The following is a 5,997-nucleotide window of genomic DNA, read 5'->3' as shown; positions in this document are numbered from 1 at the left end:
TATTTAATTAGTGGAATAAAGAACGATARTAGAAATATTTAGATAAATATAAAGTCAGATTTCATTTACAATTGGAGGTTATTATGAAGAATATATGTGTTATAGGAAGCTTAAACATGGATTTAGTGGTTAATGTAGATGCAATGCCAAAGCCAGGTCAAACAATAATAGGAAGCAACTTTAAAGAAGTACCGGGCGGAAAGGGTGCTAATCAAGCAGTTGCTATGGCAAGATTAAATGGAAATGTATCTATGATAGGTAAAGTTGGTGAAGACGGATTTGGACAAACTTTAATAAACTCACTAAAAAATGATAAAGTAGATACTACATATATACAAACTGCTCCATGTGCAACAGGGGTAGCACTTATAACTGTAGATAAGAATGCACAAAATTCTATAGTAGTTTCACCAGGGGCTAACTTTGAAGTTAAGGAAAATGATATAGACAATAATATAGAAGGTATAAAAAATAGTGATATAGTAGTACTTCAACTTGAAACACCACTTGACACTATAAAGTATGCATTAAATAAAGCAAAAGAAYTAAATAAGTATACAATATTAAATCCAGCACCAGCTGTTAAGTTAGATGATGAAATAATAAAAAATGTTGATTTATTAACTCCTAACGAAACAGAACTTGAAATAATAAGTGGAGTAAGTATAGAAACTGAAGAAGATATACAAAAAGCTGCACAAGTAATGATAGAAAAAGGTGTAAAGGAACTTATAGTAACACTAGGTTCTAAAGGAAGTTTATATATAAATAAAGAAAGAAGTATGTTTAAAAAAGCATATAAAGTAGAAGCTGTAGATACTACTGCAGCAGGAGATAGCTACACAGGAGCATTAGCTGTGGCTTTATCTCAAGATAAAGGTATGGAAGAAGCTATGGACTTTGCATCAAAAGTAGGAGCACTTTCAGTTTTAAAAGAAGGAGCTCAAAGTTCATTACCAACATTAGAGGATGTAGAGAATTTTAGGGGGTAGACATAATGAAAAAGACTAAAATGATAAACAGCGAATTATCATACACAATATCTAAAATGGGACACACTGATAGTTTGACTATAGGTGACTGTGGTCTTCCTATACCAGATGAAGTTAAAAGAATAGATTTAGCTTTAACTCACAATATTCCTACATTTATACAAACATTAGATGTAGTTTTAGAAGAACTATGTGTTGAAGAAGTTGTAATTGCCGAGGAAATGTTAGACAAAAATATGGCAGTATATGAAGAAATATTAAAGAGGTTTGAAAATATAAAGATAACAAAAGTTTCACATGAAGAATTTAAGAACTTAACTAAGGAAAGCAAAGCAGTAGTAAGAACTGGAGAATGTAGTCCTTACGCAAATATAATATTAAAATCAGGAGTTGTATTTTAATGAAGACACCAATTCTAAAAATGACAAATATAATAAAAGAGTTTCCAGGCGTTAAAGCTTTAGATGGAGTTAATTTAGAACTTTATGAAGGTAAAGTTATGGCTCTTATGGGTGAAAATGGAGCTGGAAAATCTACACTTATGAAAATATTAAGTGGAGTATACAAAAAAGATGGAGGTCAAATCTTCTATAACGGAGTTGAAGAAGATATAAAAGGACCTAAAGATGCTACTAAAAAAGGTATAGCAATAATACATCAAGAGTTAAACTTACTTAAGGATTTAAGTATAGGAGAAAATATATTCTTAGGTCGTGAATTTAAAAAAGGTTTTAGAGTAGACTTTAATAAACTTCATGAAGAAGGAGATAAATTACTTAAAAAACTAAACGTAAATAGAAGCTCAAGAGAATTGGTTGAAAACCTAAGCTTAGGTGAACAACAAATGGTTGAAATAGCAAAAGCCTTATCTTTAGATGCAAAAATAATAATAATGGATGAGCCAACAGATGCTCTTACTGAAACAGAAACTCAAAGTTTATTCAGAGTTATAGAAGAATTAAAATCAGAAGGTAAAGCTATAGTATATACTTCACATAGATTAAAAGAAATATTTGAAGTATGTGATTACATAACTGTTTTAAGAGATGGAAAATACGTAGGTAGCGAAGATTTAGCTAACTTAGATGAAGATAAAATGATAGAAATGATGGTAGGTAGAAAGCTTACAGACCAATTCCCAAGAGTTGAAATAGAACCTGGAAAAACAATATTAAAGGTTGAAGACTTAAACAATGAATATGTAAATAACATAAACTTTGAAGTTAGAGCTGGAGAAGTTGTTGGTATAGCAGGTCTTATGGGGGCTGGTAGAAGTGAACTTGCAAAAACTATATACGGTCATATAAAAAAGCAAAGTGGTAAGATAATACTTAACGGAAAAGAGATAAACAACAAAAGTGCACAAGATGGATTATTAAACAGAATAGCTTATGTTAGTGAAGATAGAAAAGGTGATGGATTATTAGTTGATTTATCAGTAAGAGAAAACATGACTTTATCATCATTAAACAGAATAAGTAAAGGATTAATAATAGATAAAAAACATGAAAATGAAAGAGTTGACTCTTACATAGAAAGAATAAACATAAAAACACCAAGTAAAGAGCAATTAATAAGAAACTTAAGTGGTGGTAACCAACAAAAGGTTGCAATAGCAAAAGCTTTAATGATACACCCAGAGGTATTAATACTTGATGAACCTACTAGAGGGGTTGACGTTGGTGCTAAAAAAGAAATATATGATTTAATAAATGAATTCAAATCTCAAGGAAAAGCAGTAATAATGATATCTTCTGAAATGCCAGAAATATTAGGATTAAGTGATAGAATATTAGTACTTAGCCAAGGAAGAATTACTGGAGAATTTGACATAAAAGACGCAAGCCAAGAAGCCATATTAAAATGCGCAGTAGAAACTAAGGAGGCAATATAGCATGACAACACAAGCTATGAAACAAAATACAAAGAAAGCAATAGACAAAAAAGAGATTTTAGATAAATACAGAAGTTTAATAGCGTTAGTAATATTAGTAGCAGTTGTATCGGTACTAAGCCCATCATTTTTAACTACTAAAAATATATTTAACGTTTTAAGACAAACATCAGTAAATGCTATAATAGCAGCTGGTATGACATTTGTAATATTAACAGGTGGAATAGACTTATCAGTAGGATCAATACTTGCTATAAGTGGTGCAGTTTGTGCAAGTATGTTAGTATCAGGTACTAATATAGTAATAGCAGTATTAGTAGCTTTAGTAATAGGTGGAGTTGTAGGATTCTTAAACGGATTTGTTATAGCAAAAGGAAAATTACAACCATTCATAGCAACACTTGCAACAATGACAGTACTTAGAGGTTTAACATTAGTATTTACAGATGGTAAGCCAATAACACTTGGAAGTGGAGATTTAGCAGTAGCATTTGGAAAAATAGGTGGAGGAAGTATATTTGGTATACCAACACCAGCAATAATAATGATTTTAGTATTCTTAATATGTGGTTATGTACTTAACCAAACTACAATAGGTAGACATACATATGCAGTAGGATCAAATGAAGATGCAGCAAAATTATCAGGACTAAATACTGACAAAATAAAAATAGCAGTATACACAATAAGTGGTATATTAGCAGCAGTTGCTGGTATAATAATAACTTCAAGATTATTCTCAGCTCAACCAACAGCTGGTGAAAGTTATGAACTAGATGCAATAGCAGCAGTTGTACTTGGAGGAACTAGCTTAACTGGTGGTAAAGGTAAAATAAGCAAAACTATAATAGGTGCTTTAATAATGGGTGTATTAAGTAACGCACTTAACTTATTAGACGTRTCATCTTACTATCAAATGATGGTAAAAGGTGTAGTTATATTAATAGCTGTACTTTTAGATAGAAAAAACAAGTAGGAGGAAATAAAATGAAAAAATTTCTTTCTATAATAATGACTACAATTTTAGCATCTAGCTTATTAGTTGGATGTAGACAACAAGATGACGGAGTACAAAAAATAGGATTAATAGTTTCAACACTAAATAATCCATTCTTCGTAGATTTAAAAACAGGAATAGAAAATAAAGCTAAGGAATTAGGATATGAAGTAGTAGTACTTGATTCTCAAAATGACCCGGCTAAAGAAGTTTCAAACATGGAAGACTTAACAGTTAAAGATGTTGATATAGTACTTTTAAACCCAGTTGACTCAGATTCAGCTATAGCATCAGTAATGATAGCTAATAACTCAGATTTACCAGTTATGACAGTAGATAGAGTTGCAAATGGTGGTGAAGTAGTATCTCATATAGCATCTGACAACGTAGCAGGTGGAGATATGGCTGCTAAGTACTTAATAGAAAAGCTAAATGGTAAAGGAAACATAGTAGARTTAGAAGGTATAGCAGGTTCTTCAGCTACTAGAGATAGAGGTCAAGGCTTCAATGACGGAATAAAAGGAAGCGAATTTAATGTAGTTGCTAAACAAAGTGCAGACTTTGATAGAACTAAAGGTCTTACAGTAATGGAAAATATAATCCAATCTAAAGGTAATATAGATGCAGTATTTGCTCAAAATGATGAAATGGCACTAGGTGCACAAAAAGCATTAGAAGCAGCAAATATGAAGGATGTATTAATAGTTGGATTTGATGCTACAGATGATGCTGTTGAAGCTGTTAAACAAGGTAAAATGGCAGCAACAGTTGCGCAACAACCATTACTAATAGGAGAAACTGCAGTTGATGCAGTTCATAAGGTATTAAGTGGTGAAACTATAGATAGTTATATACCAGTTGAATTAAAATTAATAACTAAGTAACTCAAAGTGTCTCATGAATATGAGGCACTTTTTTAGCGTTAATTTTTAGAAACGGATACATCCGAAATATTTCACCAACACGTTGCTCAAAGTGGTAACGAGGATATATCGTTGGCGATATGAAATGTTTCGCTGATACATCGNNNNACCAGTTGAATTAAAATTAATAACTAAGTAACTCAAAGTGTCTCATGAATATGAGGCACTTTTTTAGCGTTAATTTTTAGAAACTGATACATCCGAAATATTTCACCAACACGTTGCTCAAAGTGGTAACGAGGATATATCGTTGGCGATATGAAATGTTTCGCTGATACATCGCTCAAGCGTAGCGAATTTTAAGTTTGTATAAATTAAAAAATAAAAAGTAGCTCTAACTATTGAAATTTAAATGATTATTAATATAAGTTTTATATATTAAACTTGTCCTACTGTAACTAATTTGTAATAAATTTACTGGAATAACTTTACAAATYAATTATGATGTACTACTATTTACAATATAAAGATTACAAAATAGTAACAAACATAGAAAATTAATTACTAGATTTAATAACTATAAAAATTTAAAAGGAGAAAAATTTTATTATGAGGAAAAATTTATTTAAATTTTTGTTAGTATTGACAGTAATGTTTACAATGGGAGTAACTAACATATTTGCTGACAGCACTGGAGTTGTTACAGCATCAAAGTTAAACGTAAGAAAAGGACCATCTACTAAATACAGTAGAATAGGAAGTTTATATAAAAATAAAAGTGTAACAATATTAGAAGAAAGCAATGGATGGTATAAGATAAACTTAAATGGAAAAGAAGGATGGGTAAGTAAACAGTATATAAAGAAAACTGGACAATCTACTTCTAACAATTCTTCAGTAGATAATAACGATAGTCAAGTAGTGCGTACAATGAGTGTAGTAGCTTCGGCTTACACTGGATACTCAACAACTTCAACAGGTCAAAAACCTGTGTGGGGAACTATAGCTGTTGACCCAAAAGTTATACCATATGGAACTAAAGTTTACATACCTCAGTTTGGAAGAACTTTTATAGCAAATAATACTGGTGGTGCTATAAAAGGAAATAAAATAGATATATTTATGAATACTAAAAARGAATGCTACAACTGGGGAAGAAAAACTATAGAAATACAAATACTAGGATAGTATTTATAAATAGCATATAATTACATAATAAAAAGAATTAAAATAGGAGCTTATCTTAAAAGA

At 30.7% G+C, this 5,997-nt stretch carries 6 protein-coding genes; all 6 read left to right on the top strand.

The window, feature by feature from the left end:
* The first annotated feature begins 83 nt into the window (after positions 1-83).
* The 6 genes from rbsK to G3997_RS06645 all read left to right on the top strand — a co-directional run bounded on the left by rbsK (position 84) and on the right by G3997_RS06645 (position 5,934).
* Positions 84-992, top strand: coding sequence for a ribokinase (gene rbsK, locus G3997_RS06670; RefSeq protein ID WP_296644690.1), 909 nt, complete (start codon positions 84-86; stop codon positions 990-992).
* A 5-nt stretch (positions 993-997) separates the two neighbouring features.
* Complete coding sequence (rbsD, locus tag G3997_RS06665; protein WP_296644688.1) at positions 998-1,393, top strand: D-ribose pyranase; 396 nt, start codon at positions 998-1,000, stop codon at positions 1,391-1,393.
* Positions 1,393-2,886: a ribose ABC transporter ATP-binding protein RbsA gene (gene rbsA, locus G3997_RS06660; RefSeq protein WP_330616114.1), complete on the top strand. Its 1,494-nt coding sequence runs from the start codon at positions 1,393-1,395 to the stop codon at positions 2,884-2,886. The genes rbsD and rbsA overlap by 1 nt, the downstream gene beginning before the upstream one ends.
* A gap of 1 nt (position 2,887) precedes the next feature.
* Complete coding sequence (gene rbsC, locus G3997_RS06655; protein ID WP_296644686.1) at positions 2,888-3,862, top strand: ribose ABC transporter permease; 975 nt, start codon at positions 2,888-2,890, stop codon at positions 3,860-3,862.
* Positions 3,863-3,873: 11 nt separating this feature from the next.
* Positions 3,874-4,767, top strand: a complete 894-nt coding sequence (gene rbsB / locus G3997_RS06650; protein ID WP_296644683.1) for a ribose ABC transporter substrate-binding protein RbsB — start codon at positions 3,874-3,876, stop codon at positions 4,765-4,767.
* A 588-nt stretch (positions 4,768-5,355) separates the two neighbouring features.
* Complete coding sequence (locus tag G3997_RS06645) at positions 5,356-5,934, top strand: 3D domain-containing protein (RefSeq protein WP_296644681.1); 579 nt, start codon at positions 5,356-5,358, stop codon at positions 5,932-5,934.
* The last annotated feature ends 63 nt before the right edge of the window (positions 5,935-5,997 follow it).

The organism is Romboutsia sp. 13368 (assembly GCF_018336475.1).
Classification (GTDB): Bacteria; Bacillota; Clostridia; order Peptostreptococcales; family Peptostreptococcaceae; genus Romboutsia.
Note: the sequence above shows the minus strand (reverse complement) of the source record. Positions and strands in the feature narration are given on the sequence as shown.